Origin of the sequence: Nocardioides aequoreus, from assembly GCF_000720335.1 — a bacterium.
GTDB classification, from domain to species: domain Bacteria; phylum Actinomycetota; class Actinomycetes; order Propionibacteriales; family Nocardioidaceae; genus Marmoricola; species Marmoricola aequoreus.
Map to the genome: position 1 here is coordinate 546,346 of NZ_JOJN01000002.1, position 25,771 is coordinate 572,116.

28 protein-coding genes and 1 tRNA gene are annotated in these 25,771 nt (G+C 73.9%); 11 read left to right on the forward strand and 18 right to left on the reverse strand.

The genetic code is table 11. The features are described 5' to 3' along the window. Positions 1–78 precede the first annotated feature (78 nt). Positions 79–1,179, reverse strand: coding sequence for a TerC family protein (locus IG63_RS0105190; RefSeq protein WP_342665942.1), 1,101 nt, complete (start codon positions 1,177–1,179; stop codon positions 79–81). 235 nt (positions 1,180–1,414) lie between these two features. Here IG63_RS0105190 and IG63_RS0105195 point away from each other — a divergent pair, with 235 nt between their 5' ends. Continuing rightward, positions 1,415–1,825: a phage holin family protein gene (locus IG63_RS0105195; RefSeq protein WP_030483318.1), complete on the forward strand. Its 411-nt coding sequence runs from the start codon at positions 1,415–1,417 to the stop codon at positions 1,823–1,825. A gap of 210 nt (positions 1,826–2,035) precedes the next feature. Here the strand turns inward: IG63_RS0105195 and IG63_RS0105200 are convergent, their stop codons facing one another. Genes IG63_RS0105200 through nth form a run of 4 tightly spaced genes read right to left on the reverse strand, consistent with a single transcriptional unit; the run spans position 2,036 to position 5,152 of the window. Beyond that, complete coding sequence (locus IG63_RS0105200) at positions 2,036–3,208, reverse strand: MarP family serine protease (RefSeq protein ID WP_030483319.1); 1,173 nt, start codon at positions 3,206–3,208, stop codon at positions 2,036–2,038. Then, positions 3,205–3,876, reverse strand: a complete 672-nt coding sequence (locus IG63_RS0105205) for an NUDIX hydrolase (protein ID WP_030483320.1) — start codon at positions 3,874–3,876, stop codon at positions 3,205–3,207. The genes IG63_RS0105200 and IG63_RS0105205 overlap by 4 nt, the downstream gene beginning before the upstream one ends. Beyond that, positions 3,873–4,427, reverse strand: a complete 555-nt coding sequence (locus IG63_RS0105210; protein WP_157210034.1) for a TlpA family protein disulfide reductase — start codon at positions 4,425–4,427, stop codon at positions 3,873–3,875. The genes IG63_RS0105205 and IG63_RS0105210 overlap by 4 nt, the downstream gene beginning before the upstream one ends. Next, positions 4,424–5,152, reverse strand: coding sequence for an endonuclease III (gene nth, locus IG63_RS0105215; protein WP_030483322.1), 729 nt, complete (start codon positions 5,150–5,152; stop codon positions 4,424–4,426). The genes IG63_RS0105210 and nth overlap by 4 nt, the downstream gene beginning before the upstream one ends. Before the next feature lie 192 nt (positions 5,153–5,344). On the opposite strand from nth, the gene IG63_RS0105220 reads away from it, so the two are divergent. Then, entirely contained in the window at positions 5,345–6,022 is a 678-nt protein-coding gene (locus tag IG63_RS0105220; protein WP_030483323.1) for a Crp/Fnr family transcriptional regulator, read from the forward strand. A 27-nt stretch (positions 6,023–6,049) separates the two neighbouring features. Here IG63_RS0105220 and IG63_RS0105225 read toward each other — a convergent pair whose 3' ends face one another. The 6 genes from IG63_RS0105225 to sp36 all read right to left on the reverse strand — a co-directional run bounded on the left by IG63_RS0105225 (position 6,050) and on the right by sp36 (position 10,292). Next, entirely contained in the window at positions 6,050–7,135 is a 1,086-nt protein-coding gene (locus IG63_RS0105225; protein WP_157210035.1) for an endonuclease/exonuclease/phosphatase family protein, read from the reverse strand. Positions 7,136–7,217: 82 nt separating this feature from the next. Beyond that, positions 7,218–7,961 carry a SurA N-terminal domain-containing protein gene (locus IG63_RS0105230; RefSeq protein WP_030483325.1) on the reverse strand — a complete coding sequence of 248 codons (744 nt, stop codon included), beginning with the start codon at positions 7,959–7,961 and terminating at the stop codon, positions 7,218–7,220. Positions 7,962–8,031: 70 nt separating this feature from the next. After that, on the reverse strand, positions 8,032–8,823 hold the full coding sequence (locus IG63_RS0105235) for an MBL fold metallo-hydrolase (protein ID WP_030483326.1): 792 nt from the start codon (positions 8,821–8,823) through the stop codon (positions 8,032–8,034). After that, positions 8,820–9,677, reverse strand: coding sequence for an NUDIX hydrolase (locus tag IG63_RS0105240; protein WP_245604337.1), 858 nt, complete (start codon positions 9,675–9,677; stop codon positions 8,820–8,822). The genes IG63_RS0105235 and IG63_RS0105240 overlap by 4 nt, the downstream gene beginning before the upstream one ends. Before the next feature lie 4 nt (positions 9,678–9,681). Then, the gene (locus IG63_RS0105245; protein WP_030483328.1) at positions 9,682–10,140 is read right to left on the reverse strand and encodes a RidA family protein; all 459 of its coding nucleotides are present in this window, start codon (positions 10,138–10,140) and stop codon (positions 9,682–9,684) included. Next, entirely contained in the window at positions 10,137–10,292 is a 156-nt protein-coding gene (sp36, locus tag IG63_RS22560) for a Sp36 family protein (protein WP_211249222.1), read from the reverse strand. The genes IG63_RS0105245 and sp36 overlap by 4 nt, the downstream gene beginning before the upstream one ends. Before the next feature lie 30 nt (positions 10,293–10,322). Here sp36 and IG63_RS0105255 point away from each other — a divergent pair, with 30 nt between their 5' ends. Genes IG63_RS0105255 through IG63_RS0105265 form a run of 3 tightly spaced genes read left to right on the forward strand, consistent with a single transcriptional unit; the run spans position 10,323 to position 12,835 of the window. Continuing rightward, positions 10,323–11,069 (forward strand): alpha/beta hydrolase family protein, encoded by a 747-nt coding sequence (locus IG63_RS0105255; RefSeq protein WP_030483329.1) that lies wholly within the window; start codon positions 10,323–10,325, stop codon positions 11,067–11,069. A gap of 21 nt (positions 11,070–11,090) precedes the next feature. Further along, complete coding sequence (locus IG63_RS0105260; RefSeq protein ID WP_030483330.1) at positions 11,091–11,570, forward strand: MarR family winged helix-turn-helix transcriptional regulator; 480 nt, start codon at positions 11,091–11,093, stop codon at positions 11,568–11,570. After that, positions 11,567–12,835 (forward strand): MFS transporter, encoded by a 1,269-nt coding sequence (locus tag IG63_RS0105265; protein ID WP_036194417.1) that lies wholly within the window; start codon positions 11,567–11,569, stop codon positions 12,833–12,835. Before IG63_RS0105260 ends, IG63_RS0105265 begins: the two co-directional genes overlap by 4 nt. Before the next feature lie 160 nt (positions 12,836–12,995). Here the strand turns inward: IG63_RS0105265 and IG63_RS0105270 are convergent, their stop codons facing one another. The 3 genes from IG63_RS0105270 to IG63_RS0105280 all read right to left on the reverse strand — a co-directional run bounded on the left by IG63_RS0105270 (position 12,996) and on the right by IG63_RS0105280 (position 15,626). Further along, complete coding sequence (locus IG63_RS0105270; protein ID WP_030483332.1) at positions 12,996–14,084, reverse strand: alkene reductase; 1,089 nt, start codon at positions 14,082–14,084, stop codon at positions 12,996–12,998. A gap of 110 nt (positions 14,085–14,194) precedes the next feature. Beyond that, a complete protein-coding gene (locus IG63_RS0105275; protein WP_030483333.1) occupies positions 14,195–14,827 on the reverse strand; it encodes a CoA transferase subunit B in 633 nt (210 codons plus the stop codon). 1 nt (position 14,828) lies between these two features. After that, the gene (locus tag IG63_RS0105280) at positions 14,829–15,626 is read right to left on the reverse strand and encodes a CoA transferase subunit A (protein WP_030483334.1); all 798 of its coding nucleotides are present in this window, start codon (positions 15,624–15,626) and stop codon (positions 14,829–14,831) included. 103 nt (positions 15,627–15,729) lie between these two features. On the opposite strand from IG63_RS0105280, the gene IG63_RS0105285 reads away from it, so the two are divergent. From IG63_RS0105285 to bagB, 3 genes are all read left to right on the forward strand, one after another. Next, positions 15,730–16,497, forward strand: coding sequence for an IclR family transcriptional regulator (locus IG63_RS0105285; RefSeq protein WP_030483335.1), 768 nt, complete (start codon positions 15,730–15,732; stop codon positions 16,495–16,497). Positions 16,498–16,634: 137 nt separating this feature from the next. After that, positions 16,635–17,627, forward strand: a complete 993-nt coding sequence (bagA, locus tag IG63_RS0105290; RefSeq protein WP_030483336.1) for an ATPase BagA — start codon at positions 16,635–16,637, stop codon at positions 17,625–17,627. Then, a complete protein-coding gene (bagB, locus tag IG63_RS0105295) occupies positions 17,624–18,808 on the forward strand; it encodes an ArsA family ATPase (protein WP_084596632.1) in 1,185 nt (394 codons plus the stop codon). The genes bagA and bagB overlap by 4 nt, the downstream gene beginning before the upstream one ends. A gap of 28 nt (positions 18,809–18,836) precedes the next feature. Here the strand turns inward: bagB and IG63_RS0105300 are convergent, their stop codons facing one another. Beyond that, entirely contained in the window at positions 18,837–19,148 is a 312-nt protein-coding gene (locus tag IG63_RS0105300) for a WhiB family transcriptional regulator (RefSeq protein WP_030483338.1), read from the reverse strand. 188 nt (positions 19,149–19,336) lie between these two features. Here IG63_RS0105300 and IG63_RS0105305 point away from each other — a divergent pair, with 188 nt between their 5' ends. After that, positions 19,337–21,571 (forward strand): transglycosylase domain-containing protein, encoded by a 2,235-nt coding sequence (locus tag IG63_RS0105305; RefSeq protein ID WP_030483339.1) that lies wholly within the window; start codon positions 19,337–19,339, stop codon positions 21,569–21,571. Between the two features lie 36 nt (positions 21,572–21,607). Here the strand turns inward: IG63_RS0105305 and IG63_RS0105310 are convergent, their stop codons facing one another. After that, positions 21,608–22,069 carry a GatB/YqeY domain-containing protein gene (locus IG63_RS0105310; RefSeq protein ID WP_030483340.1) on the reverse strand — a complete coding sequence of 154 codons (462 nt, stop codon included), beginning with the start codon at positions 22,067–22,069 and terminating at the stop codon, positions 21,608–21,610. Positions 22,070–22,095: 26 nt separating this feature from the next. Between IG63_RS0105310 and IG63_RS0105315 the strand changes: the two genes are divergently transcribed. Beyond that, positions 22,096–23,037, forward strand: a complete 942-nt coding sequence (locus tag IG63_RS0105315; protein WP_030483341.1) for a metallophosphoesterase — start codon at positions 22,096–22,098, stop codon at positions 23,035–23,037. Positions 23,038–23,086: 49 nt separating this feature from the next. Further along, positions 23,087–23,163: transfer RNA gene (locus IG63_RS0105320), tRNA-Pro, on the forward strand. An 81-nt stretch (positions 23,164–23,244) separates the two neighbouring features. Here the strand turns inward: IG63_RS0105320 and IG63_RS0105325 are convergent. Both IG63_RS0105325 and IG63_RS23795 read right to left on the reverse strand, forming a co-directional pair. Continuing rightward, positions 23,245–24,255, reverse strand: coding sequence for an ABC transporter ATP-binding protein (locus tag IG63_RS0105325; RefSeq protein WP_030483342.1), 1,011 nt, complete (start codon positions 24,253–24,255; stop codon positions 23,245–23,247). After that, complete coding sequence (locus IG63_RS23795) at positions 24,252–25,718, reverse strand: ABC transporter permease (RefSeq protein WP_211249195.1); 1,467 nt, start codon at positions 25,716–25,718, stop codon at positions 24,252–24,254. The genes IG63_RS0105325 and IG63_RS23795 overlap by 4 nt, the downstream gene beginning before the upstream one ends. Positions 25,719–25,771: the final 53 nt, after the last annotated feature.

Sequence of the window (25,771 nt, forward strand, 5' to 3'; positions counted from 1 at the left end):
CCACCCGAGGCACCCGAGAACGGCACCGCCCGCCGACGCGAGGCGTCGGCGGGCGGTGGGGTCGGGCGAGGGGGTCGGTCAGGCCTTGCCGGGGCCCTTGGCCTCGGACTCCTCGACCTGCTCGGGAGCGTCGTCGGACTCCTCCTTGGCGGCGCGGAAGCCGGTCTTGGCCAGCGAGGCGACCGCGGTGATGGCGAGGATGCCGATGATCACGCCGAGGGAGACCAGCGTGGGGATCTCCAGCCAGCCGTAGGGCAGCGGCTCCCCGCCGTTGATGAAGGGCAGCTCGTTCTCGTGCAGGGCGTGGAAGATCAGCTTCACGCCGATGTAGGCGAGCAGCACCGAGAGCCCGTAGGAGAGGTAGATCAGGCGCTTGAGCAGCCCACCGATGAGGAAGTAGAGCTGGCGCAGGCCCATCAGCGCGAAGATGTTGGCGGTCAGCACCAGGAAGGGCTCCTGGGTCAGGCCGTAGATCGCGGGGATGGAGTCGAGCGCGAAGAGCAGGTCGGTCATGCCGAGCGCCAGGATGACCAGGAACATCGGGGTGATCAGGCGCTTGCCGTCGACCTTGGCGAAGAGCTTGGTGCCGTGCCACTCGTCGGTCGCGGGCAGCTTGCTCTGCACCCACAGCACGAACTTGGGCAGCTCCTCGTGGTCGTCCTCGTCGAGGGCGTCCTTGAGCAGGCCCCAGGCCGTCCAGATCAGGAAGGCCCCGAAGAGGTAGAAGACCCAGGCGAAGTTGTTGATCGCGGCGGCGCCGACGGCGATGAAGATGGCGCGCATGATCAGCGCCATGACGATGCCGATCATCAGCGCGGTCTGCTGGTACTGCCGCGGCACCGCGAACTTGCTCATGATGATGATGAAGATGAAGAGGTTGTCGATCGAGAGCGAGTACTCGGTCAACCAGCCGGCGTAGAACTCGGTGCCGAACTGGTGCCCGTAGTGCACCCAGATGAAGACGCCGAAGAGGATCGCCATCGACACGTAGATGGTCAGCGCGATGCTGACCTCCTTCTGCGACGGCTCGTGCGGACGGCGTCCGATCACGATGACGTCGAAGAGGATGACGGCGACGGTGATGCCGATCGTGCTCCACCAGATCAGCGGCGTGACGTTCATGCCGGCCTCGCCCGCGGGCGACGCGGCGGCCAGGGGCACCATCAGGGAGACGTCCAAGGGGCTGTGCCTTTCGGTGATGACACGGGTGCGGGCACGCGCGTCGGTCCGGAGGTCTCTTCCGCCACCCCCTCGGTCCCGAGGCGGTGGCCGACGTACCCGGGTCAGGACCACCTGACCGTGCTGACGAGCGCGCCGTGCGGGGAATACTCCCCTCCCGAGCGTCGAGTCTCCCACCTAGTGCCCAGGTGCGCCAAAGACCCGGAGCCGGCGGTGCGCCGGTAGGGTGCCCCGCATGGCACACCGCGAGCCCGTGACGTCCGACGAACCCACCATCGGCAAGCTGGTCGTCGACGCCAGCCGAGACGTGTCGGGGCTGATCCGCTCCGAGATCGAGCTGGCGAAGTCGGAGCTGAAGGTCTCGGTCCGCGCCGGGGGCATCTCCATCGGGCTCTTCGCCGCGGCGGGCTTCCTGGTGGTGCTCGCGGTCATCATGCTCTCGGTCGCGATCGCCCACTTCATCTCCTTCACCGGTCTCGACCTCGCCTGGGGCTTCCTGATCGTCTTCGGGCTCTACGTCGTCCTCGCCGGCCTGCTCGGCTTCGTCGGCGTGCGCAAGCTCAAGCAGGTCAAGGCGCCGGAGCGCGCCATCGAGCAGGGCAAGCAGATCCCCTCCGCCCTGAAGGGTCGAGGCGCCCGCGACTGATCACCGCTCCCGAGCCTGAGCCTGCGAAGGCTCGCTGGAGCGGGGAGGTCGAGGTGCGACCTGTCCGGACCCGACGGAGGAGGGGCCAGACAGCGAGCCTCGAGACCCGGTGAGCCGAAAGGCAACCCATACGCCGGGCTGAGCCCGCGTCACGAGACCCGGTGAGCCGAGAGGCAACCCGTACGCCGTGACGAGAACGGCGCCCGAGCGTCAGGCGCAGTCGCCGCTGGAGACCTCGGCAGAGGCGTCCAGACCCGTGGCGGCCGCCTCGGAGACCTGCCGGGCGGTCAGGGCGTAGCCGGTGTCGGTGTCGCTGACGGACGCGGCGAAGACCACGCCCAGGACCCGGCCGTTGGTGCCCACCAGCGGGCCGCCGGAGTTGCCGGGGCGCACCAGGCCGCGCAGCGAGAAGACCTCGCGCGTGACGGTGCCGCCGCCGTAGATGTCGGGGCTGCGCAGCCGCTGGTCGTCGCGGATGCGCACGGCCTGGGCGTCGAAGGGACCGTCCTGCGGGAAGCCCAGCACGGCGCCCTGCTGCCGGGGCTCGCCGCCGAGGCCGAAGCGCAGCGTCGGGCCGTCGAGGCCGGGCACGTCGAGCACAGCGACGTCGACCTGCGGGTCGTAGTAGACCAGGGTCGACTCCTGGGGCTGGCCGTCGACGATCACCTGCGGGGAGTCGACTCCGGCCACCACGTGGGCGTTGGTCATCAGCTTGCCCGGGGCGTAGAGGAAGCCGGTGCCCTCGACGCCGCTGCCGCAGCGGTTGCTGCTGCGCACCTTGTAGACGCTCTCGGCGGCGGCGACCACCTCCGGGTCGCGCAGCACGCGGCGCTGGGCCCGCGGCACCTCGGTGATCCGCTCCTGGGCGAAGGGCTCGAGGTAGCGCGGGAAGAAGCTCGAGCCGACCACCTCGTCGAAGGAGCGCAGCATGGTCTGGGCCTGGGCCGGCATCACCTCGTCGACCCGGCTGAGCACCTGGCTCTCGCGCACCTGCGGGCCGATGCCCGGGATCCGGGAGCCGCTGATGGCCACGCCGAGCATCCACGAGACGACGAGCACCGCCACGACGCTGAGGGCAGCGCCCCCGAGGGCGTCGACCGCCCGCACCGGCTGCCAGGTGATGGTGTCGCGCAGGCGGGCCCCCACGAACTGGAGCAGCGCCTGGCCGAGGGACGCGGAGACGAGCACCACGACGAGGGCCCCCAGCGAGACCCACAGCGAGGGCGCGGCGTCGCCCAGCAGCACCGGCGCCAGCCAGATCCCGCCGAGGCCGCCGAGGACCAGGCCCACGGTGCTGAAGGCGCCGGTGACGAAGCCCTGCCAGTAGCCGGAGACGGCGTACGCCAGCACGAGGCCGAGCAGGCACCAGTCGAGGACGTTCATCGCGCCCCATCCTGGCGCACGCGGACCATCCGGTCGGGCAGGGTGCGCTCGACACTCTCGTCCCAGGGCTCGGTGAGGCCGACGTGGTCGAGCAGCCTGCTGACCAGGCCCGCGGTGAAGCCCCAGAGCAGCAGGTCCTTGTCGGGGCCGATCGCGAAGCCGGGGCCGCGGTAGCCCATCGGGTGGACCACGGTGAAGCGGTGGGTGGGGTCGAGCAGCTCGGCGAGCGGGACCCGCAGCACCGTCGCGACCTCGCCGGGGTCGACCACCCGCACCGGCGACGGCTCGCGCCACCACCCCAGCACCGTGGTGACCGCGAAGTTGCTCGGGGGCAGCCAGAGCTCGGGCAGCGTGCCCAGCACCTCGACGCCGCGGGGGTCGAGGCCGGTCTCCTCCTCCGCCTCGCGCAGCGCGGCGGCCACGGGGCCGTCGTCCTGCGGCTCCACGCCCCCGCCCGGGAAGGACACCTGGCCGGGGTGGGAGCGCATCTGGTGCGAGCGCTCGGTGAGCAGCAGGTCGGGGCCGGCGGGGCCCTCGCCGAAGAGCATCAGCACCGCCCCGGGCCGGGCCTCGGCGTCGTCGGGCGGGACGAAGCGGCTGAGGTCGCGGGCGGTGATGGTGCGCGCGCCGTCGCGGATCGGCGCGAGCCAGGCCGGCAGCTCGCTCACTGCTCGACGCCCAGGTGGTCGCGGACCAGGGCCGCCAGCTGGTCGGGGCCGTCGATCTCGAGGTACTGCTCGAAGGCGATCTCGCCGTCGGCGTCGACCAGCACCACCTTGGGCAGGGCCACGGCGCGCAGCTCGCCGTCGGGGTCGGCGTAGACCGGGTAGGTCACGCCAGCGTCGCGCAGCATGGCGCGGGCCCGGTCGACCCGGGTCTCCTGGAAGTCGATGCCGACGACGTCGACCACGCCGGCGTACCGCTCGGAGAACTCCTGGTAGTAGGGCAGCTCGCGCTCGCAGGGCCCGCACCAGCTGGCCCAGAGGTTGACGACGGCGGGGCCCTCCAGGTCGGCGAGGTCGAGGGCACCGTCGCCGGTGAGGGCGTCGAGCCGGACATCGGGCAGGGTGCCGCCCGACCTCGGGGCGGTCAGGTCGTCGTCGGGCGCACCGGGCATGTCGTCGTCGCCGCCCGCGCCCGCGCAGCCGGCGAGCAGCACGAGCAGCAGCACCGCGAGCGCCGCACCGGGCCGCGAGGGCCTCGGGCGTCGCACCCTCACGCCGGCCCCTGGGTGCGCACCAGTGCCTGGGCGGCCTCCGCGTCGGTCGGCCCGGCGCCGTACGACGGGCACCAGCGCGCGACCGTGCAGGCACCGCAGGCGGGCTTCTTGGCGTGGCACACGCGTCGCCCGTGCCAGATCAGGTGGTGGCTCAGCATCGTCCAGTCGCGCTTGGGGAAGAGCGCGCCGACGGCGTGCTCGGCCTTGACCGGGTCGGTCTCCTCGGTCCACCCGAGCCGGCGGGCGAGCCGGCCGAAGTGGGTGTCGACGGTGATGCCGGGCACGCCGAAGGCGTTGCCGAGCACGACGTTGGCGGTCTTGCGACCGACGCCGGGCAGCTTGACCAGGTCGTCGAGCCGCGGCGGCACCTCGCCCCCGTGGTCGGCGACCAGGGCGGCGGAGAGCTTGAGCAGCGACTCGGTCTTGGCGCGGAAGAAGCCCAGCGGGCCGATGATCCGCTCGAGGTCCTCCCGGGGCGCGGCGGCCATGGCCCGCGCGTCGGGGTAGGCGGCGAAGAGCGTGGGCCGCACGGCGTTGACGCGCCGGTCGGTGGTCTGCGCCGAGAGGACCGTCACGACGAGCAGCTCGAAGGGGTTGTCGAAGTCGAGCTCGCAGCGGGCGTCGGGGTAGGTCTCCCCCAGCACGCGGTCGACCTTGCGTGCCCGTCGCACCAGCGAGGTGTCGGGGCGCGGCGGGGTCGGGGTGGTCGGACGGGCGGCAGGCACGGCCACAGGGTACGGCGGCGTACCCACCGCGACGGGCGTGGCAGGTGGTCGCCGAGGCCGCCGGCGCTCCCTCCCGGGGCGGCCCGCGACACCCGCGGCGGGCGCGCTCGCGTGGCGATCGGGCCCTCGATGGGACACACTGTGAGCCGACACACGCCCGCAGACGCGCGGGCTGGCAGGGAAGGATCCCCGGTGACCAACGACGTACTCCGCCAGGCGCCGCTCTTCAGCGCGCTCGACGACGAGGCGGCCTCGGCGCTGCGCGCCTCGATGGGCGAGAGCCGGCTGCGTCGCGGGGACGTGCTCTTCCACGAGGGCGACCCCGGCGACAAGCTCTACATCGTCGCCGACGGCAAGGTGAAGCTCGGCCGCACCTCCTCCGACGGGCGCGAGAACCTCCTCGCGATCCTCGGCCCCGGCCAGATGTTCGGCGAGCTCTCGCTCTTCGACCCCGGTCCGCGCTCGGCCACGGTCACGGCCGTCACCGAGACCAGCTTCCTCTCGCTCTCCCACGACGACCTGCTGCGCTGGCTCGAGGGGCGGCCCAGCGTCGCCCTCGGGCTGCTCGCCCAGCTGGCCGGCCGCCTGCGCAAGACCAACGAGGTCGTGGCCGACCTGGTCTTCTCCGACGTGCCGGGCCGGGTCGCCAAGGCGCTGCTCGACCTCGCCGACCGCTTCGGCCGCACCGCCGACGACGGCGTCCACGTGCACCACGACCTCACCCAGGAGGAGCTCGCCCAGCTGGTCGGCGCCTCCCGCGAGACGGTCAACAAGGCGCTGGCCGACTTCGCCTCGCGCGGCTGGCTGCGGCTCGAGCCGCGCTCCGTGGTCATCCACGACGTCGAGCGGATGCGTCGCCGCGCCCGCTGACCCCGACGCTCCGGGCCCGCGCGGGCCTCAGGGAGTGACGACCTCGCCGCTCCAGGCGTCGGGGAAGCGGCTGGCGTCGAGCCGTACGCCGCCCACGACGAGGGCGTGGTCGCTGGCACGCCGCACCGTGGCGTCGCGGATGCCGGCGTACGCCGTCCACTCGACCTCCGGGTCGCCGTAGATCCAGTCGATCAGCGGTCGGGCTGGCGGGCGGCAGGTGCCGTCGTGGGAGCCCCCCGCGGGCGAGGTGAAGCCGGTGGCCCCGGTCAGCCGGCAGAAGTGCTTGGTGGGCTCGTTGAAGTCACCGGTCATCAGGTGCGGGATCCCGGTCCGGCGCAGCCGCTGCACCAGCGCGATCTGCCGCCGGGTCGCCTCGTCGCGCCAGCGCAGCTGGTTGCCCCGCCTCGGCGTGCTGGCGGGGTTGTGGAAGGACGAGGCGTAGACGAGCATCCCGGTCTCCCGGTGGCGCAGCAGCGCCACGGGCATGTTCATGATCTCGCCGCTGAAGTAGGTGATCGGCACCGAGCCGCCCTGCACCAGCTCCCACTCGGCGCTGCGCCAGGCGACGACGTTGCGGCCGGCCGGGTCGACCCGGGAGGCCTGCGGGTGCATCTGCCAGCCACGCGCCCTCGCCGCGAAGGCGCGCGCCTGCACCGGCTGCATCTCCTGGAAGCCGACCAGCGAGACCCGCGCGCGGTCGAGCGCCCGCATCGACAGGTCGAGCCGGGTGCTCCAGCCGGCGAAGCCGGGCTTGGTGCCTCCCGGCTCCGAGTGGTCGGCGCCGAGCAGGTTGAAGCTTGCGACCACCGTGTCGACGACGGGCGGCTCCTCGACCTGCACCCCCTCGCGCAGCTCGGCGAGCAGCTCGGGATCCACGATGGGGTCACCCTGACGTCGCGGGGCCGCGCTGAGGGGCGGAGGCGACGCGGGCTCGTCCGGCGTGGCCGAGGCGGTGGCGGACGGGGCGGCGGAGGAGGACGCCTCCGACGTGGGCTCCGACGCGGGGGCTCCCGCCGTGGAGAGGTCGAGGTCGCCCCGCGCCCACAGGAAGCCGGTCACCCAGATCGCGAGCACGAGGACCACGACGCCCGCCATCCCGACCTTCTGCCGCACGGCTGGAGGGTAACCCGGTGTGCCTGACCCCCGTCGCGGTTGTCAGGGACTCAGGGTCCGCCGGGAGGGGGCGTGGCCGTCGTCAGAGGTTGATGCTGATGTCGGCGTCCTCGGTGAGCTCCTCGACGAGGGACTGCGCGATGCGCCCCTGCTCCTGCGAGACCGCTTGCTCCTCGAGCTGGGCGCGCACGTCGGCGAAGGGCGGGATCTCCTGCCCGGCCTGCTCCCCCGCCTGCGCCTGCTGCTCCTTCACCTGCCGGTAGAGCGTGCGCAGCTCCCGCTCGGTGGGCTCGATCTCCCCACCCGCCTCGTCGGCCACGAGTCCCTCGACCAGCAGCTGGGTCTGGGCCTGGCCCCGGGCCTGCTCCTCCGAGGTCCCCTGCTCCTCCAGCGCGTCGAGGAGCGCCTGCACCGAGCCGAGCTGGTTCTCCTGCGCCACCGAGGCGAGCTCGCGCTCGACGGCGTCGTCCGAGGCCTCGATCCCCCGCTCGCCGGCCTCCTGCCGGAGCAGCTCGGTGTCGACCAGGCCCTGCGCGGTCTGCTGCTTCAGGGCGTCCTCGTCGGGCGCCTGGCCGGTCGTCTGCGCCTGGGCCTCGGCCTGCTGCAGCTGGGCCCGGTAGACGAGCGTGAACTCGTCGCGGGTGATCTCCTCCCCGTTGACCTCGGCCACGACCTCGGGAACACCCTCCACGTCGGCCTCGGGCGAGGCGGACGAGCTCGAGGACTCCTCGGCGTCCGACCCCCCACCGCCCCCGCAGCCGGTCAGGGCGAGCAGCGCGGCCGTCAGGCCCGCGCCGAGGGCAACTCGGGTGCGCGTCGTCTTCACCCACCCGACGGTACGGCGCGTGCCTGAGGCGCCGGGCACCCCCCGGCACGTGCTCCGGTCGCAGGGTCGGTCAGCGGCGGTCGGCGAGGAAGGCGAGCTGCGCGCGCACCGAGAGCTCCGCGGCACCCCAGAGCACGGGGTCGACGTCGGCGTAGACGACCTCCACCACACGGCGGGGCATGGCGTCGTCCGGCAGCTCGCCCAGGTCGGCGACGGCCTGCTCGACCTGCTCGAGCCGCTGCCGCCGGTGGGCGAGGTAGAAGTCGAGGGCGGGGAGCGCCTCGTCGATCACCGGACCGTGGCCGGGCCACACCGTGGCGATCTCCTCGGCCTCGGCCAGGGCGTGCAGCCGGCGCAGCGAGCCGAGGTAGGCGCCCAACTGGCCGTCGGGATGGGCCACCACCGTGGTGCCGCGCCCGAGCACGGTGTCGCCGGTGAGCACGGCGCGCTCGGCGGGGAGCACGAAGGAGAGCGAGTCGGCGGTGTGGCCCGGGGTCGCGACCACGCGCACCTCGAGCCCGTCGACCTCGACCACGTCACCCTCGCCCAGCCCCTCGTCGCCCAGCCGGTACGCCGGGTCGAGCGCGCGCACGCCACAACCCATCCGCTCGGCGAACTCCCGGGCGGCCTCGGAGTGGTCGAGGTGGTGGTGGGTGAGCAGCACGGCGGCGACCTCGCCCGCCGCCTCGGCGACGGCGTCGAGGTGACCGGCGTGGGCCGGGCCCGGGTCGATGACGACCGAGCGCCGGGCGCCGGGCTCGCGCAGCACCCAGGTGTTGGTGCCGTCGAGGGTCATGTGGTCGGCGTTGGGCGCGAGCACGCAGCGGGCGCGCTCGCCGAAGTCGCCGCCGGCCCAGCTCACCGGCGCTCCCGCGCGGCCAGCAGGTGGTGCATCCACCGCGGCGAGGTCATCGTGGCGCCGCCGTCGTCCTCGACCAGCTCGGGGGTGAACATCTCCAGGACGCGGTCGGCCCCGGCCGCCAGCACGGCGGCCGCGTCGTCGTGCTGGGCCACCTCCAGGCAGGACTGGTAGGTCGGCGGCAGCATCGCGACCCGGTCCGCCTCCACCTCCTCGACCACGTGCCGCGCGGGCAGCCAGGCCACCTGGTCGGACTCCGTGGAGACGTCGCGGGTGCGCTGGCCCGGCGGCAGCAGCGCGGCGAAGAACCAGGTGCGGTAGCGCCGCGGCTCGAACTCCGGGGTCAGCCAGGCCCGGAAGGGCGCCAGCAGGTCGGTGCGCAGCACCAGCCCGCGGTCGGCCATGAAGTCGGTGAAGGCGAGCTCGCGGGCCTCCAGCGCCGCCCGCTCGCGCTCCCAGTCCTCGCCGGTGGTGTCGGACACGACCGTGTCGGCGGCGTCGCCGGCGAGCAGCACGCCGGACTCCTCGAAGGTCTCGCGCACGGCCGCGCAGACGAGTGCCCGGGCGTGCGCGACGTCGGTGACGAGCAGCTCGGCCCAGCGCTCGGGGGCGGGGCCCGCCCAGCGGATCTCGCGGTCGGAGTCGCGCGCGTCGACGCCACCGCCGGGGAAGACGCACATCCCCCCGGCGAAGGCCATCGAGGTCTGCCGGCGCAGCAGGTAGACCTCCGGACCGTGGTCACCGTCGCGCAGCAGCAGCACCGTGGCCGCGTCGCGCGGCTCGACCGGCTGCCGCTCGCCGGTGAGGTAGGCGCGCGCCGACTCGACGTACGACGCGGGCAGCATGACGTGCTGCAACGCCTCAGACCTCGACGACCAGCTCGACCTCGACCGGGGCGTCGAGGGGCAGCACCGGCACCCCCACGGCGGAGCGGGCGTGCACGCCCGCCTCGCCGAAGACCTCGCCCAGCAGCTCGGAGACGCCGTTGGCGACCTGCGGCTGCCCGGTGAAGTCGGGCGTGGAGGCGATGAAGGCGACCACCTTGACCACACGGCGTACGGCGCTGAGCTCGCCGACCTCGGCGCGCACCGCGGCCAGCGCGTTGAGCGCGCACTGCCGGGCGCACTCGACCGCCACCTCGGGCGTCACCTCGCCGCCCACCTTGCCGGTCGCGATCAGCTCGCCCGAGCGCATCGGGAGCTGCCCGGAGGTGAAGACGTGCTGGCCGCTGCGCACGGCCGGCACGTACGCCGCCACGGGCTTGGCCACCTCGGGCACCGCCAGCCCGAGCGCCTCGAGCCGCTCCTCGGGGGTGCTCATGCCACCGGGCGCTTGAAGTAGGCCACGAGGTTCTCCGGGTTCATCCCGGGCACCACCTGCACCAGCTCCCAGCCGTCGGCGCCGAAGTTGTCGAGGATCTGCTTGGTCGAGTGCACCAGCACGGGCGCGGTCAGGTACTCCCACTTGCTCACTGCTTGGGTCATGTCGGTCACCCTAGGGCGATGTCCGGTGATGCGGGGAGTGCCCCCGACCTCGTGCTGCGGTACGCCGACCACGCGTGCGGCCTGCTCGACCTCCACCTGCCCGGCGGCGCGATGCCCGAGGCACCCGCCCCCGTCGTGCTGCTCGTGCACGGCGGCTTCTGGCGCTCGGCCTGGGACCGCACCCACACCCGGCCGCAGGCGCGGGCGCTGGCCGACCTCGGCCACGTCGTCGTGACGCCGGAGTACCGCAGGGTCGGCCCCGGCGACGACCGCGACGGCGCCGGCGGCGGCTGGCCCACGACCGGGGACGACGTACGCCGCGCGCTCGCCGCCCTGCCGGCGGCGCTGCCCTGGGCCCTTGTGCGCACGACGGCCGTCGGGCACTCCGCGGGCGGGCACCTGGTGCTCTGGCTGGCCGCGACCGGGGCCCCGCTCGACCACGTGGTCGCCCTGGCGCCGGTGTGCGACCTGCGCGAGGCCCTGCGGCTGGACCTCGGCGACGGCGCGGCCGCGGCGCTGCTGGCGGGGGCCGACCCCGCCGACGCCGACCCCATGACGCTCCTCGACGAGCGTCCGCAGGGCACCGTCGCGGTCGTGCACGGGACCCGTGACGACGCCGTGCCGGTGACGCTGTCGCGCGCCCTGGCCGCACGCCACCCCTGGATCTCCTGCACCGAGGTCGACGCCGACCACATGGCGCTGATCGACCCCACGTCCTCCGCGTGGCCGGTCGTGGTGCGGGCCCTGGCCGCCCACGACATCTGACAGCGCTGTTACAGTCCGGCCATGGCCGACGACCCGACCCTCGAGAGCCGGTGGCGTCCGCTCTTCCGGCTGCTGCGGCGCATGGACGCCGACATCGAGCAGGTCTACGTCGACGCCGGTCACGCCGGGGTCTCGGCCCGGCACGTGCTGCCACTGGTGCGACTCGCGCACACGGGGCCGCTCACCATCCGCGCGCTCGCCACGGAGTGCGAGGTCACCCACTCCGCGATGAGCCAGACCGTGGCCGCGATGGTGCGCCACGACCTGGTCGAGCGTCTGCCGGACCCGGACGACGGCCGCGCCCAGCGCGTCTCGCTCACCTCGCGGGGCCGTGAGGTCGCCGCCCTCGGCGCCGAGGAGTGGCGCGCCACCGAGGCCGCGGTGGCCGAGCTGGAGGCCGAGACCGAATACCCGCTCTCGCGCGTGGTGCACGACCTCGAGCAGGCGCTGACCCGTCGCGCCTTCGCCGACCGGGTGCGGTCGCACCTCGGACCACGGTGATCCGGGCCAGCCTGCTCGACCTGCGGCCGTTGCGGGCGAGCGCCGACTTCCGGCGCCTGTGGTGGACGCAGGCGGTGTCGGTGCTGGGGGCCCAGCTGACCCTCTTCGCCGTGCTGCTCCAGGTCTGGCGCCTCACCGGTGACCCGCTCTGGACCGGGGCCGTGGGGCTGGCCCACGCCGTGCCCCTCGTCGTGGTGTCGCTGCTGGGCGGCGTGCTCGCCGACAGCCACGACCGCCGGCGCCTGGTGCTCCTGGGCACGGTCGGGCAGCTGGTCGCGACGACGCTGCTGGCGGCCCAGGCCCTGCTCGGCAACCGCTCGGTGCTGCTGGTGCTCGGGCTGGTCGCGCTGCAGACGGCCTTCGCCGCGCTGGCCGGACCGGCTCGACGCACCTTCGTGCCCCGGCTGCTGGCTCCGGCGCTCGTGCCGGCCGGGCTCGCCCTGACCCACATCGGCTTCCAGGCCGCCATGCTGGTCGGCCCCGCCGTCGGCGGCCTGCTGACCGCCGGTGCCGGGCTGGGGTGGTGCTACGCCGCCCAGGTGGTCGCGCTCGCCGTCTCGGTGCACGGCGTCGCCCGGCTGCCCTCCATGCCTCCCGAGCAGGACCGGGCGGGCGGGACCGGCGACGGCACCGCCGCGGTGCTGCGCCGCGTCGGCGCGGGCCTGGGCTTCGTCGTACGCCGCCCGGTGCTGCGCGGCAGCTTCCTCACCGACCTCTCGGCCACGCTGCTCGCGATGCCGGTGGCGCTCTTCCCGATGGTCAACGAGGAGCGCTTCGGCGGCTCGGCCCAGACGCTGGGGCTCTTCATGAGCGCGGTGGCGCTGGGCGGGGTCGCGGCCTCGCTGCTGTCGGGTGCCTGGACCCGCCTCTCCCGCCAGGGCATGGTGATGCTCGCCGCCGCCTCGACCTGGTGCGTCGCCCTGACGGTCTTCGCCGTGGTGGACGGCCTCGTGCTCACGCTGCTGGCGCTCGCGGTGGCCGGGGCGGCCGACACGGTCTCGGTCGTCGCTCGCGGCACGATCACCCAGCTCGCCACGCCCGACGCGCTCCGTGGCCGGGTGGCGGCAGCCGAGCTCGTCGTCGGGATGGCCGGTCCGGACCTGGGCAACGCCCGGGCGGGCGCGGTGGCGGCGGCGACGTCGTCGACCCTCGGCCTCGTCTCGGGCGGCCTGCTGGGCCTGCTGGGCGTGCTCGCCGTGGCCTGGCGCATCCCCGAGGTGCGGCGCTTCTCGGTCGAGCGCCAGCCCGCCGGACGACCGGGCTAGCCCGGTCCGATTACGGACTCGTGGGTCCGATCCGGCGCGCCCTACCTTCGTCCTCGTCGGCGCGACTCCCGTTATCGCGCCCGACGCCCCTCGCGGGGAGGGTCGGAACCCGAGAGCCGACCCTCCCCGCACCTGGGCTCCAGGTGCGGGGAGGCGCTCGTCAGGACGCCTGGTCGAGCGTGGGGTAGTCGGTGTAGCCCTCCGCGCCGCCGCCGTAGAAGGTGGCCGAGTCGGGCTCGTTGAGCGCCGCACCCTCGCGCCACCGCGTGGGCAGGTCGGGGTTGGCCAGGAAGGGCCGGCCCACGACGACCGCGTCGGCCAGGCCGGTGCCGAGCAGCTCCTCGACCGACTGCAGCGTGGTGACCTCGCCGAAGCCGGTGTTGAGCAGCAGGCGACCGTCGAAGCGCTCCCGCAGGTCGGCGACGAGCGTGGCGAGCGGCTCCTCGACCACGGAGAGCAGGCTCAGGTAGGCGAGGCCCAGACCCGAGACGCCGTCGACGACCGCGCGGTAGGTCGCGGTCAGGTCGTCGCCGGGCTCCTCGCCGATGCCGTTGAACTGGTGACCCGGCGAGAGCCGCAGGCCCACCCGGTGGGCGCCGATCTGCTCGGCGACCGCGGTCACGACCTCCACCACGAAGCGGGCACGGGCCTCGGGCGAGCCGCCGTACTCGTCGTCGCGCCGGTTGACCGTCGGGTCGAGGAACTGGTGCAGCAGGTAGCCGTTGGCCGCGTGCACCTCGACCCCGTCGAGCCCGGCGTCGACCGCACGCGCGGCGGCGTCGGCGAAGTCGCGGACGAGCTGGGCGACCTCGTCGGTCTCGACGGCGCGGGGCACGTCGTGGGGCTTCGGGCCGGTGGCGGTGAACATCTCGCCGGGCGCCTGCAGCGCGCTCGGCGCCACCGTCTCGGCGCCGTCCTTGTTGTCGGCGTGCGCGATCCGGCCGGCGTGCATCAGCTGCGCCACGATGGTGCCGCGGCGGCGGTGGACCTCGTCGGCGACCTGGCGCCAGCCGGCCACCTGGTCGGCGGTGTAGAGCCCGGGCACGTCGAGGTAGCCCTGGCCGACCTGGGTCGGCGCGACGCCCTCGCTGATGATGAGGCCGGCGTCGGCGCGCTGGGCGTAGTACTCGGCGTTGAGCGCGGTGGGGGCGTGGCCGGCGCCGGCGCGGTTGCGCGTGAGCGGCGCCATCACGAAGGACTGCGGCAGCTCCCACTGGCCGATCCGGACGGGCTGGAAAGCACGGGACACGGGCGTGACACCTCTCGTGGACGGTTGGTCTGACACCCCTCCCCAACCGTCACCTCACCCCCGCGCCTTCCCGATCCGGGCGAGACGAGGTTCACACGACCCGCCGGGCCTCAGCCGGTGAGCACCTCCGGCTCGGTCTTCTCACGCACCTCGGCCTCGGTGACGCCGGGGGCGAGCTCGACCAGGCGGAGCCCCTCCTCGGTGACGTCGAGGACGCAGAGGTCGGTGATGATCCGCTGCACCACCGCCCGGCCCGTGTACGGCAGCGAGCACTCCTCGACGATCTTGTGGGAGCCGTCCTTGGCGGTGTGCTCCATCAGCACGATCACGCGCTTGGCGCCGTGGACCAGGTCCATCGCCCCGCCCATGCCCTTGACCATCTTGCCGGGGATCATCCAGTTGGCGATGTCACCCTGCGCGGAGACCTGCATCGCGCCGAGGATGGCGGCGTCGATCTTGCCGCCGCGGATCATCCCGAAGCTGGTCGCGCTGTCGAAGAACGACGCCCCGCGCCGCAGCGTGACGGTCTCCTTGCCCGCGTTGATGAGGTCGGGGTCCTCCTCGCCCTCGTAGGGGTAGGCCCCGACGCCGAGGATGCCGTTCTCGCTCTGCAGCACCAGCTCGACGTCGTCGTCGACGTAGTTGGGCACCAGCGTCGGCAGGCCGATGCCGAGGTTGACGTAGGAGCCGTCCTCCAGCTCCGAGGCCGCCCTCGCGGCCATCTCCTCACGACTCCACGGCATCTCAGGCACCTCCGGTGGTGGTCTCGACGTCCCCGCCCGACGGGCGGGGACGGGTGGTGGTGCGCTCGATCCGCTTGTCGGCGGCCTGCTCGGGGGTCAGCGCCACGACGCGTTGCACGAAGACACCGGGGGTGTGCACGTGGTTGGGGTCGAGCTCGCCGGGCTCGACCAGCTCCTCGACCTCGGCGATCGTGAGCCGGCCGCTCATGGCGGCCAGCGGGTTGAAGTTGCGGGCGGAGTCGCGGTAGACGAGGTTGCCGTGGCGGTCGCCCCGCCACGCGCGCACCAGGCCGAAGTCGGCCACGATGGCCTCCTCGAGCACGTACTCGCGATCGCCGAACTGCCGGGTCTCCTTCGGGGGCGAGGCGATCGCGACGCCGCCGTCGGCGTCGTAGCGCCACGGCAGCCCGCCCTCGGCGACCTGCGTGCCGCCGCCCGTCGCGGCGAAGAAGGCGGGGATGCCCGACCCTCCGGCGCGCATCCGCTCGGCGAGCGTGCCCTGCGGGGTCAGCTCGACCTCGAGCTCACCGCTGAGGTACTGCCGGGCGAACTCCTTGTTCTCCCCGACGTACGACGACACCATCCGCCGCAGCCGCTTGGCCTCCAGCAGCAGGCCGAGACCCCAGTCGTCGACGCCGCAGTTGTTGGAGACCGCCTCGAGGTCCGTCGTCCCGGCCTCCAGCAGCGCCTGGATCAGCACCGAGGGGATCCCGCAGAGCCCGAATCCCCCGACGGCGAGCGTGGCGCCGTCGGGGATGTCCGCCACGGCCTCGGCCGCGCTCGTCACCACCTTGTCCATGCAGTGATCCAAGTCTCACCGCGGAGGGCCCGTCAACCACTGCGGCGACGACGCCCGTGGATCACTCGCCGAGTGGACCCCGAGTGGCGGTAGCGTTCACTGAGTGGACACCCCTGTCGACGTGCTCGGACGAGCCGGCGCGGTGCTGCGGGCGGTCGCGGCAGCCGAGCCCGACGGCGCCGGCACCACCGACGTCGCCCGTGTCACCGGCCTCCCCCGGCCCACCGTCCACCGCCTGCTCACCTCGCTGGAGCGGGAGGGACTCGTCGAGCGTGCCCCGGACGGCGCCGGCTGGGTGCTCGGTCCCGAGCTCTACCTGCTCGGCAGCGCCGCCGCCGCGCGCTACGACGTCACGGCCGTCGCCCAGCCCGTCGTGCGACGCCTCTCCGTGGCCACCGGCGAGAGCGCCTTCTTCTCCGCGCTGCGCGGAGAAGAGACGATCTGCCTGCTCCGCGAGGACGGCAGCTTCCCGATCCGCTCGCACGTGCTGCACGAGGGCATCCGCTTCCCACTCGGGGTCGCCTCGGCCGGGCTCGCGATCCTGGCCCACCTGCCGGAGCCCGAGGCGCGGGCCTACGTCGCCTCGCGCGACCTGGCGACGGCGTACGGCGCCGCGCACGCGCCGCGGGCACTGCAGCGGCGGCTCCGCGAGACCCGCGCGCAGGGGTACGCCGTCAACCCGGGCCTGCTGGTGCCCGGCAGCTGGGGCCTCGGCGCCGCGGTCTTCGACGCCGCCGAGCGACCGCGCTGGGCGCTGAGCCTCACGGGCATCGAGCAGCGCTTCTCGCCCCCGCGGCGTCGCGAGCTCGGCGCGCTGCTGCTGCACGAGGCGCACGAGCTGACGCGGGCCATCCGGGCGACGGGCCGCTGAGGGCTGCGGGGTCTCGTCGGTTTCCCAGGTGCACCTGGGGAAGTGTCACCTCACACGGGTTGCAATCCGTGTGAGGTGCGGGTTTGCCAGGTGAACCTGGGAAACCGGCGCCTCGGTCGTCGCCCTACGCTCGTCCCGTGTCCGCGACCCTCTTCCCCGACGCGCAGCTGCACGTCGTCACGGGCAAGGGCGGCACCGGGAAGTCGACGGTGGCCGCGGCGCTCGCGCTGGCGCTGGCCTCGCGCGGCCAGACCGTGCTGCTCTGCGAGGTGGAGGGGCGCCAGGGCATCGCCCAGATCTTCGACGTGGCGCCGCTGCCCTACGAGGAGCGGCTGCTGGTGCGGCCCCAGGCCGGCGCGGGCGACGTCTACGCGCTGGCGATCGACCCGGAGTCGGCGCTGCTGGAGTACCTCGACATGTACTACCGCCTCGGGCGGGCCGGGAAGGCGCTCGACCGCTTCGGGGTGGTCGAGTTCGCCACCACGATCGCGCCGGGGGTGCGCGACGTGCTGCTCACGGGCAAGGTGTACGAGGCGGCCAACCGCAACCGGCGCAACAAGGGCGCCCGCCACTACGACGCGATCGTGCTCGACGCGCCGCCCACGGGTCGCATCGCGCAGTTCCTCAACGTCAACCAGGAGCTCGCCGGGCTGGCCAAGGTCGGCCCCGTCAAGGGTCAGGCCGAGGTGGTCTCGACGCTGCTCCACTCCCCGCGCACGGCGATCCACCTGGTCACGGTGCTCGAGGAGATGCCCGTCCAGGAGACCGGCGACGGCATCGCCGAGCTGCGCGACATCGGCCTGCCCGTGGGGGCGGTGGTGGTCAACCTGCTGCGTCCCCAGGACCTCGACGCCACCGACCGTGAGGCGCTGGCCGGCGGTCGGGCCGACCGCGACGCCCTCGCCGCCAGCCTCGGCGCGGCCGGGGTCGAGCCGACCCCGGAGCTGCTCGACGGGCTGCTCGAGGAGGGGCGCCACCACGCCGAGCGCCGCCGGCTCGAGGACGAGCAGCGCGCGGTCGTGACCGGCCTCGGCGTCCCGGTCGTCGAGCTGCCGCTGCTGCCGGGCGGCGTCGACATGGGTGGGCTCTACGAGCTCGCCGAGCGACTGTGCGAGGAGGGGCTCGGATGAGGCACACCCGTGCCGTGCCCCGTGTCGGTCCGCTCGTGGCCGGCGAGGAGTCGGCGGAGGTGCTCGACGTCGACGCCCTGCTCGACGATCCCGACCGGCACGTCCTGGTGTGCTGCGGCTCCGGCGGCGTCGGCAAGACCACCACCTCGGCCGCGCTCGCCCTGCGCGCCGCCGAGCGCGGCCGCAAGGTCTGCGTGCTCACCATCGACCCCGCGCGTCGGCTGGCGCAGGCCCTGGGGATCGAGCGTCTCGACAACACCCCGCGCCCCGTCGAGGGTCTCGAGACGCAGAGCGGTGGCTCGCTCGACGCGATGATGCTCGACATGAAGCGCACCTTCGACGAGGTGGTGCAGAGCCAGGCGAGCCCGGAGAAGGCGGCGCAGATCCTGGCCAACCCGTTCTACGTCGCCGTGTCGAGCTCCTTCGCCGGCACGCAGGAGTACATGGCGATGGAGAAGCTCGGCCAGCTCGACGCCGAGGCGCGGCGCACCGGGCGCTACGACCTGATCGTGGTCGACACCCCGCCGTCGCGCAGCGCGCTGGACTTCCTCGACGCGCCGGAGCGGCTCTCCAGCTTCCTCGACGGTCGCTTCATGCGGCTGCTGCTCGCCCCGGCCAAGGGGCCGGCCCGCTTCATGACCGCGGGCGTGGGACTGGTCACCGGAGCGGTCACCAAGATCATCGGCGCCCAGGTGCTGCAGGACGTGAAGGCCTTCGTCGCGGCCTTCGACACCCTCTTCGGCGGCTTCCGGACACGCGCGCAGCGCACCTACGAGCTGCTGCAGGACCCGCGCACGGCCTTCGTGGTGGTGGCGGCGCCGGAGCCCGACGCGCTGCGGGAGGCGGCGTACTTCGTCGAGCGGCTGCGGGCCGAGCAGATGCCGCTCGCGGGCCTGGTGGTCAACCGGGCGAGCCCGGCACCCGTCGAGTCGCTCTCGGCCGGCGCCGCGACGGCGGCCGCGGAGCGGCTGCGCGGCGAGGGCGACGCCCTGGCCGCGGGTCTGCTGCGGCTGCACGCCGACCGGGTCACCCTCGTGGCGCGCGAGCGCCGGCTGACCGGTCGCTTCGCGACCAGCCATCCCGACGTGCCGACGGCCGTGCTGCCCGCGCTGTCGACCGACGTGCACGATCTCGCCGGTCTGCGCCGGATCGGCGAGCTGCTGTCGTCGCAGCGGGCCTGAGCCCACTCGCGGGAGACCCGCGCGCGGCTCAGGCGGAGACGACCACCTCGGGGGCCGCGACCTGACGCTCGTGCTCGGCCTTGGCGGTCTCGAGCAGGGAGCGCCACGAGGTCACGTTGGGCCGCTTGCGCAGCAGCGCCCGGCGCTCACGCTCGGTCAGACCGCCCCACACGCCCCACTCGATCTCGTTGTCGAGCGCCTCGGCCAGGCACTCCGCCCGCACCGGGCACGCCCCGCACACGACCTTGGCCTTGTGCTGCTCGGCGCCGCGCACGAAGAGCTCGTCGGGCTTGGTGGTTTGGCAGAGAGCCGCGTTGGCCCACATCTCGTTCCAGGACATGATCCCCTCCAAAGGTCAGAGTCCCGGGTCGCGGTCGCCCCATACGTCCGCTTATCGACCCAGGAATCAGACTAAAGAGGCGGAGAGGATCGAAACAGACACAGAGGGTCCAATCTCGCATAGTCCGAATGGACTAGATCGGTCGCGCCGCACGGCGGGTTTCATCACCCCACTCGTAAGGTTGTGCTATGTCGCGACGCCGTTCCCACGTCTCCTTCGGCTCCGTCCTCTCCCATCTCGGCGTCATCGTCGTGGTCTCGGCGGTGCTCGGTGTGCTGGTCGCGGGGCTCGCCGTCCCCGTCGTCGGCGCCCTCGGCTACGGCGCCAAGGCCACGGCCGGGTCGCTGGAGAACCTCCCCGAGGAGCTGGAGGCCGAGCCGCTGGCCCAGCGCTCCCGGGTCGTCGACAGCGACGGCAACTGGCTGGCGACCTTCTACGACGAGAACAGGGTCAACATCCGCCTGGGCGAGGTCGCCCCGGTGATGCGCCGGGCGATCGTGGCCATCGAGGACTACCGCTTCTACGAGCACGGCGCGCTCGACCTGCGCGGCACCCTGCGGGCCTTCGTCAACAACCAGGCCGGCAACTCCACCCAGGGCGGCTCCTCCATCACCCAGCAGATGGCCAAGATGACCCTGGTCACGCAGGCCCAGACCGAGGAGGAGCGCGCGGCCGCCACGGCCAACACCTACCAGCGCAAGCTGCAGGAGCTGCGCCACGCGATCGCCTTCGAGAAGAACTACTCCAAGAACTGGATCCTCGAGCGCTACCTCAACCTCGCCTACTTCGGCGACGGCGCCTACGGCATCCAGGCGGCCTCGCGGCACTACTTCTCCGTCGACGCCAGCGAGCTCAACCTCCGCCAGGCCGCGACCCTGGCCGGCCTGGTCAAGAACCCGGTCGGCTTCGACCCCACCACCTACCCCGAGCGCGCGGAGGCCCGGCGCAACGTCGTGGTCAACCGGATGGCCGAGCTGGGCGTGATCTCCCAGGAGCGCGCCGACCTCGTCGCCGGCCGCCGTCTCGGCCTCCAGGTCACCCCGTCGCGCAACGGCTGCCTCAGCTCCGAGGCGCCGTTCTTCTGCGACTACGTGCGCCGCTACCTGCTCGAGGACCCCGCGCTCGGCGAGACCGTGCAGGACCGCGCGCAGCTGCTCAACGAGGGCGGCCTGACGATCAGCACCACGATCGACCAGGACTTCCAGCGCGCCGCCGACACCGCGACCCGCAACGCCGTCGACCCGACCGACCAGGCCATCGGCGGCCTGGCCATGGTCGAGCCCGGCACCGGCGAGGTGCGCGCGATCTCGCAGTCGCGACCGATGGGACGCGAGAAGGAGCAGGGCGAGACCTTCCTCAACTACACCGTCAACAGCAAGTACGGCGACGCCAACGGCTTCCAGGCCGGCTCGACCTTCAAGGTCTTCGTGCTCGCCGCCGCCCTCGAGCAGGGCATCTCGCCGTCGACGGCGTTCCGCTCCCCGGAGGAGATGGACTTCCCGATGGGTGACTTCGCCGACTGCACCGGCAGCTACCCCAGCACCGACACCTGGCCCGTCGGCAACAGCACCACCAGCGGCCGCAAGGACCTGGTGACCGGCACCCGCGAGTCGGTCAACACCTTCTTCGCCCAGCTCGAGCGTGAGACCGGGCTCTGCGAGCCCTACGCCCTGGCCAAGGCGATGGGCGTCGAGCTCACCGACCCCGGGCGCGAGCGGGTGCCGTCCTTCACCCTCGGCGTCGCCGACGTGAGCCCGCTGGAGATGGCGGGCGCCTACGCCACCTTCGCGGCGCGCGGCCAGTTCTGCGAGCCCCGCCCGGTCACCGAGATCCGCAACGCCGAGGGCGAGATCTTCAAGGACTACCCCGCCGAGTGCAGCCAGGTGATCCGGCAGTCGACGGCCGACGAGGTCAACCGGATCCTCGAGGGCGTCATCAACGGCGGCTTCGGCTCCGCCCTGGCCCTCGACAAGCCGGCGGCCGGCAAGACCGGCACGATCAACAGCCAGATGGCGGTGTGGTTCAACGGCTACACCCCCACGATGTCGACTGCCGCGATGGTCGCGGGAGCCAACCAGGACGGCAACTGGGTGACACTCAACGGCCAGGTCGTCGGCGGCACCGGCATCGGCACCGCGTCGGGCTCCACCCTGGCCGGCCCCATGTGGGCCGAGGCGATGCGCGCGGTCTCCGGCGAGCTGCCCTACGAGACCTTCACCAGCCCCACCCCCGGCGACGCCCCCATCGAGGTCCCCGTCGACGACGTCGAGGGCATGCGCGCCGACCGCGCCGTCGAGCTGCTCACCGGCCGGGGGTTCCAGGTCTACGTCAGCGGTGACGAGGAGTCCCGCGTCACCTCGGTGAGCCCCGCTCCCGGCAGCGGCCTCACCCGCGGCTCCACCGTCACCCTCTCGGCGGGCTGAGGCCGGCCGGCGGGACGTCCGTCCGCCGCGACGTGCTCAGCCGGCGGCGAGCTGCTGCTTCACCACGGCGGCGACGGCGCCGCCGTCGGCGCGGCCCTTGGTCTGCGGGGTCAGCACGCCCATCACCCGGCCCATGGCGCGGGGACCGTCGCCGCGCACGCCGAGCTCGTCGATGGTGCGGGTGACCAGCTCCTCGATCTCGGACTGGCTCAGCTGCTCGGGCAGGTACGTCGCGATCACGGCCGCCTCGGCCTGCTCCTTGGCCGCCGACTCCTCGCGCCCGGCGTCGGCGAAGGCCTCGGCCGCCTCCCGGCGCTTCTTGGCCTCGCTGGTGAGCACGCCGAGCACCTCGTCGTCGCTGAGCTGCTTGGCCTCCTTGCCAGCCACCTCGGCGTTGGTCACGGCGGTCAGCACCATCCGCAGCGTCGAGGACCGCAGCTCGTCGCGGGCCTTCATCGCCGCGGTCAGGTCGGTGCGCAGCTGCTCCTTGAGGCTCATGCCCCCGATTGTGGCAGCCTTGCCGCATGGCGTCGCAGCGAGTTTCCCGGGCGCTGCGCGCCGCGGCCGTGGGCGCTGGCGGGGTGACGGCGCTGGGCGCCGCCACGCTGGCCTGGTCGGCGGGGGTCGAGGTGCGCGCCTTCGTCGTACGCCGCGTGGAGGCGCGGGTGCTGCCGCCCGGGCACCGGCCGCTGCGCGTGCTGCACCTCAGCGACCTGCACCTGACGCCCTCGCAGGGCCGCAAGCGCGCCTGGCTGGCGTCGCTGGCCGCGCTCGAGCCCGACCTGGTCGTCGACACCGGCGACAACCTCGCCCACCGCGACGCCGTGGACCCGGTGCTGGAGGGGCTCGGTGGCCTGCTCGACCGGCCCGGCGCCTTCGTCATGGGCTCCAACGACTACTTCGCGCCCACGGCCCGCAACCCGCTGTGGTATCTCTTCCCCGACGACGGCCGGCGGCAGACCCACACCCCCCAGCTGCCGCACCGCGAGCTCCGCGCCGCACTCACCGACCACGGCTGGCTCGACCTCACCAACACCTCCGCCCGGCTGCAGGTGGGCGACACCTCGATCGCCCTCGTCGGCGTCGACGACCCCCACCTGGAGTACGACGACCTCCCCGCCGTCGCGGGTCCCGCCCCTGCGGACGTCGACCTGCGCCTCGGGGTCACCCACGCGCCGTACCTGCGCGTGCTCGACCAGTACGCCGCCGACGGCTACGAGCTCGTGCTGGCCGGCCACACCCACGGCGGCCAGGTCTGCCTGCCCTTCAAGGGCGCGCTGGTGACCAACTGCGACCTCGAGCCCGCTCGCGCCAAGGGGCTGCACCGCCATCCCGCCGACTCGCGTCCGGGCCAGCCCGGCACCTCGTGGCTGCACGTCTCCGCGGGGGCGGGCACCTCGCCGTACGCCCCGGTCAGGCTGTGCTGCCGACCCGAGGCGACGCTGCTGACGCTGCTGCCGCGCTGACCCGATTTCGGCTCCCCCGAGCCGCGCCGGTATGCTCGCCCAGGCTCTCCGGGGTGTGGCGCAGCTTGGTAGCGCGCGTCGTTCGGGACGACGAGGCCGCAGGTTCAAATCCTGTCACCCCGACCAGTCGACAGCCGGATCCCAGCAGGGGTCCGGCTGTCGTGCTTCCCGACCGAACCGGCGACCGGCGCGCGCGAGACGGTGGCGCTAGTCGACCGCGATGGCCGGGCCGCGCACACCGACGCGCACCAGGTCGCCGACCGCGGGCAGCTCGGTGGAGGCCCACCGTGCCGTGAGCGCGGTGTCGCCCACTCGCAGCGCCACCGACGCCTCCGGGCCCCGGAAGCGCACCCCCTCGACCACGGCCGGCACCCCCTCGCGCGTGGGCACCACCTGCTCGGGCCGCAGCACGAGCCGCTCGCCGTCTCCAGCGACGGGGATCCGCCCGAGCACCGTCGCGGCGACCCCCTCGGCGACCTCCCCGGCGATCTCGACCGTCTCGCCCAGCAGGCGCGCCACCCACAGGCTCGACGGGCGGCGGTAGACCTCGCTCGGCTCCCCCACCTGCAGCACCCGGCCCTCGTGCATCACCGCGACGCGGTCGGCCAGGCTCAACGCCTCGTCGCGGTCGTGGGTGACCAGCACCGCGGTGGTGCTCGCCTCGCGCAGCAGCGCGACCACCTCCTCGCGCATCGAGACGCGCAGCGTCGCGTCGAGCGCGCTGAAGGGCTCGTCGAGCAGGACGGCGCGCGGTCGCGGCGCGAGCGCCCGCGCCAGCGCCACCCGCTGCTGCTGCCCCCCGGAGAGCTGGTGGGGGCGGCGGCGCTCGCTCCCCGGCAGGCCGACGAGGTCGAGCAGCTCGGCGACCCGCTGCCGCCGGGCGTCCCGGGGGAGGCCGCGCAGCCCGAAGCCCACGTTGCCCGCGACGTCGAGGTGCGGGAAGAGCGCACCCTCCTGGGGCACCAGCGTGACCGCGCGGGCCTCGGCGGGAAGGTGCAGCCCCGGGCCCTCGACGCGCTCGCCACCGAGGGAGATGCTCCCCGCCTCCGGGCGCTCGGTGCCGGCGAGCGCGCGCAGCAGGGTGGTCTTGCCGCACCCCGAGGGACCGACGACCGCGAGCAGCCCACCCTCGGCCCGCAGGTCGACCCCGCGCAGCGCAGGCACTGCCGGCGGGCCGGGGTAGGTCAGCGCGAGCCCCGCGACCTCGATCGTGGTCACGTGGCGACCTCCCGGCGTCCGGTGGCCAGCATCGCGGTCGGCACGGCGGCCGCGAGCACGATGACCACGGCGTACGGCGCCGCGGCGGCGTAGGACGCCGCACTCACGTGGCCCCACAGCCGCGTCGCGAGGGTGTCGAAGCCGGTCGGGCGGAGGAAGAGCGTCGCCGGCAGCTCCTTCATGATCGTGAGGAAGACCAGCGTCGCGGCCGCACCGGCCCCGGGAGCGGTCAGCGGCAGCACCACGTCGCGCCACACGCCGGCGCGCGAGCGGCCCAGCGAGCGGGCGACGTCCTCGAGCCCGGGAGCGACGGTGGCCACGGAGGCGATGATCGCGGCCAGCCCCAGGGAGAGGAAGAGCACGGCGTACGCCGCCACCAGCAGCGGCAGCTCCTGGTAGAGCCCCGGGGTCACCCGCACCCCGAAGAAGACCAGGGCGAGCCCGACCACCACGCCGGGCAGGGCGTGACCGGCGTACGCCGCCCCGATGCCCGCCGCGCTCAGCCCGCTCGGGTGCCGCGCCGCGAGCCAGGCGAGCGGGAAGGCCAGCGCGACCACCACGAGCGCCCCGAGGGCGGCGACCAGTGCGGTGTTGCCGAGCGCGGCCACGAGCTGGGCGGGGTCGGCCGCCGAGGTGCCGCGCACCAGCCAGCGCCCCATGCCGTAGGCCGGGACGCCCAGCGCCGCGACCAGCACGGCGACCGGGACCAGGCTCGCCCACCACCGGCCACGACCCAGGGGGAGCACCCGCTGCGGCCGGACCGCCCCGCCCCCCACCTTGGCCACGCGGCGGCGCGAGCGGCCCTCGACCGCGACCACGAGCAGCGCCAGGAGGGCGAGCACGCACCCCAGCACCGCGGCCGGCGTCCGGTCGAAGGAGGCACGGTAGGAGCGGAAGATGCTGGTGGTGAGCACCTCGTGCCGCATCGTGGCCACGGCCCCGAAGTCGCTGAGCACGTAGAGCCCGACGAGCAGGCCCCCACCGGCCGCCGCCGGGCGCAGCTGCGGCAGGGTCACCCGCCACAGCACCCCGGCCGGTCGGGTGCCCAGGCCGCGGGCGACGTCCTCCAGCGCCGGGTCGCAGCGGCGCAGCGCCGCCAGGGCGGGCAGGTAGACGTAGGGGTAGGAGATCGTCGTCAGCACGACCACCGAGCCGAGCCGGCCCGCGACGTCGGGCGCCACCCCGATCCAGCTCCACGCCGCGACGTACGACGGCAGCGCCAGCGGCAGCGCGAGCGCCACCCGCAGCACCCGGCGGCCGGGCAGGTCGGTGCGGGTCACGAGCAGCGCCAGCCCGAGGCCCAGCACCAGGCACAGCAGCGTCACGGTGCCGGCGAGCTCGACCGAGCGCAGCACCAGCGTCAGCGTGCGGGGCCGCCACAGCGTCGCGGCGACGCCGTCCCAGCCTCGCTCGGTGGCGCGGACCAGGAGGTAGCCGAGGGGCACCAGTGCGAGCCCGGTCACCACGAGGGTGACCAGGCTCAGCACCGGCGCCCGGACGAGCGACTGCCGCAGCG